Here is a 1,913-nt window from a genome sequence, read left to right on the forward strand (position 1 = left end):
CCTCCTGCCAGTCGACCGGGCCGGCGACGGCGGCGGCGGGACCCGCCAGCCAGCAGCCCAGCAGCAGCACCACCGCCAGCAGAGCGGCGGCGAGCGGGGCGCGGGCGCCACTCATGGCACCACGGAGACGGCCGGTCGCAGGCTGCCGTGAAGCCGCAGCAGGGTGGCCAGGGTGCCGCGCAGCTGGGGACGGGGCACGATCGTGTCGACGAAGCCGTGGTCCTGGAGGTACTCGGCGGTCTGGAAGCCTTCGGGCAGCTTCTCGCCCAGGGTCTGCTCGATCACCCGGCGGCCGGCGAAGGCGATCATCGCCTTGGGCTCGGCCAGGATCAGGTCGCCGAGCATGGCGAAGCTGGCGGTGACCCCACCGGTGGTGGGATGGGTGAGCAGGGGCAGGTAGAGCAGCTCGGCGCTGCGGTGGCGCTGCAGGGCGCCCGACACCTTGGCCATCTGCACCAGGCTCAGCATCCCCTCCTGCATGCGGGCGCCGCCGGAGGCGCAGACGATCAGCAGCGGATAGCGGCGGGCGGTGGCCAGCTCCACCAGGCGGGTGAGCTTCTCGCCCACCACCGAGCCCATGGAGCCGCCCATGAAGCGGAAGTCCATCACCCCCAGGGCCAGGGGCATGCCCTCCAGACGGCAGAGGCCGGTGACCACCGCATCCCGCAGGCCCGTGGCCCGCTGGCTGTCGCGCAGACGGTCCGTGTAGCTGCGGCGATCCTTGAAGGCGAGGGGGTCGGTGGGGGCCAGATCGGTGTCGATGGGCTCGAAGCTGCCCTCATCGGCGATCAGGCGGATGCGCTCGGCGCTGTCGATGCGGTGGTGGTGGCCGCAGCCCTTGCAGACACTGGCGTTGGCGATCAGGTCCTTGCGATAGACCACCAGGCCGCATTCGGCGCACTTGCTCCAGAGGCCATCCCCTTCGTCCGCCTCAGGACCCTTGCTGGCCCGGACGGCGGGGGCGTTCTTGCGGCGATCGGCGAACCAGTCGAACAGGGACATGGGGCGACGGCGGCGACGGGGAACGGAGACCTGGAGCCATTAAAGACCCAGGCCCCACAGGCGCAGCCAGGGACCGTGGCCGCCGATCCAGACCGCCAGGGCGGCGGCGGCGAGGAAGGGGCCGAAGGGGAAGGGCTGCTGGCGGCCGAGACGGCCGCTGAGGCGGGCGAGGCCACCGATGAGGGCACCGCCGAGTACCGACAGACTCACGGCCAGACCCAGACCCAGGGGTCCGAGCCAGGCGCCCATCAGGGCCGCCAGCTTGGCGTCCCCCAGGCCCAGGGCCGGCCGGCCCATGGCCTTCTCCGCCAGGGCGCTGAGGGCCTCGAAGCCCAGCAGGCCGGCGGCCACCGCCAGCAGGTGGGAGAACAGCAGCGCCCGGCCGACCTCGGTCCCCTGCGGGAAGCCGACACCGGCGGTGGCCGCCAGACCCAGCAGCACGCCCCAGCGGCAGAGCGGTTCAGGCAGCCAGAGGCTGTCCAGATCGATCAGGGCCAGGGGCAGCAGCCAGCTGGCCAGCAGCCAACCGGCCGCCAGCAGCAGCCAGGGGCTGGGGTCGGGGCCCATGGCCGCCGGGCGGGCGAACAGCATGGCCACCCAGAGGCCAGCGGTGAGCAGCTCCACCAGCGGGTAGCGGACGGCGATCGGGGCCTGGCAGTGGCGGCAGCGACCGCGCAGCAGCAGCCAGCTGAGCAGCGGCACGTTCTCGAACCAGGCCAGGGAGGCGCCGCAGCGGGGGCAGTGGCTGCCGGGGAACAGCAGCGACTCCTCCCGCGGCAGTCGCCAGACCACCACGTTGAGGAAGCTGCCGATGCAGGCGCCGACCACGGCCACCAGGGGGGCCAGCAGCGGCAGGGCGGCGCTGGGGGCGAGCAGGGCGTCGGAGGTCATGGCAGCGGGCGGCTGGAGGC

Annotated in this window: 2 protein-coding genes; both read right to left on the minus strand. The window is 73.2% G+C overall.

Annotated features, from left to right (window positions below; all coding sequences use genetic code 11):
- Positions 1 to 111 precede the first annotated feature (111 nt).
- Positions 112 to 1,002, minus strand: coding sequence for an acetyl-CoA carboxylase, carboxyltransferase subunit beta (gene accD / locus VB737_RS06785; RefSeq protein ID WP_500312171.1), 891 nt, complete (start codon positions 1,000 to 1,002; stop codon positions 112 to 114).
- A gap of 39 nt (positions 1,003 to 1,041) precedes the next feature.
- Complete coding sequence (locus VB737_RS06790; RefSeq protein WP_500312172.1) at positions 1,042 to 1,893, minus strand: prepilin peptidase; 852 nt, start codon at positions 1,891 to 1,893, stop codon at positions 1,042 to 1,044.
- Positions 1,894 to 1,913: the final 20 nt, after the last annotated feature.

The organism is Synechococcus sp. BA-120 BA3 (assembly GCF_034931285.1).
In the GTDB taxonomy this organism is placed as follows: domain Bacteria; phylum Cyanobacteriota; class Cyanobacteriia; order PCC-6307; family Cyanobiaceae; genus Cyanobium.

Coding starts and splice junctions, on each gene's coding strand:
- accD (WP_500312171.1), bottom strand. CDS start 1,002: ATGTCCCTGTTCGACTGGTTCGCCGATCGCCGCAAGAACGCCCCCGCC.
- VB737_RS06790 (WP_500312172.1), bottom strand. CDS start 1,893: ATGACCTCCGACGCCCTGCTCGCCCCCAGCGCCGCCCTGCCGCTGCTG.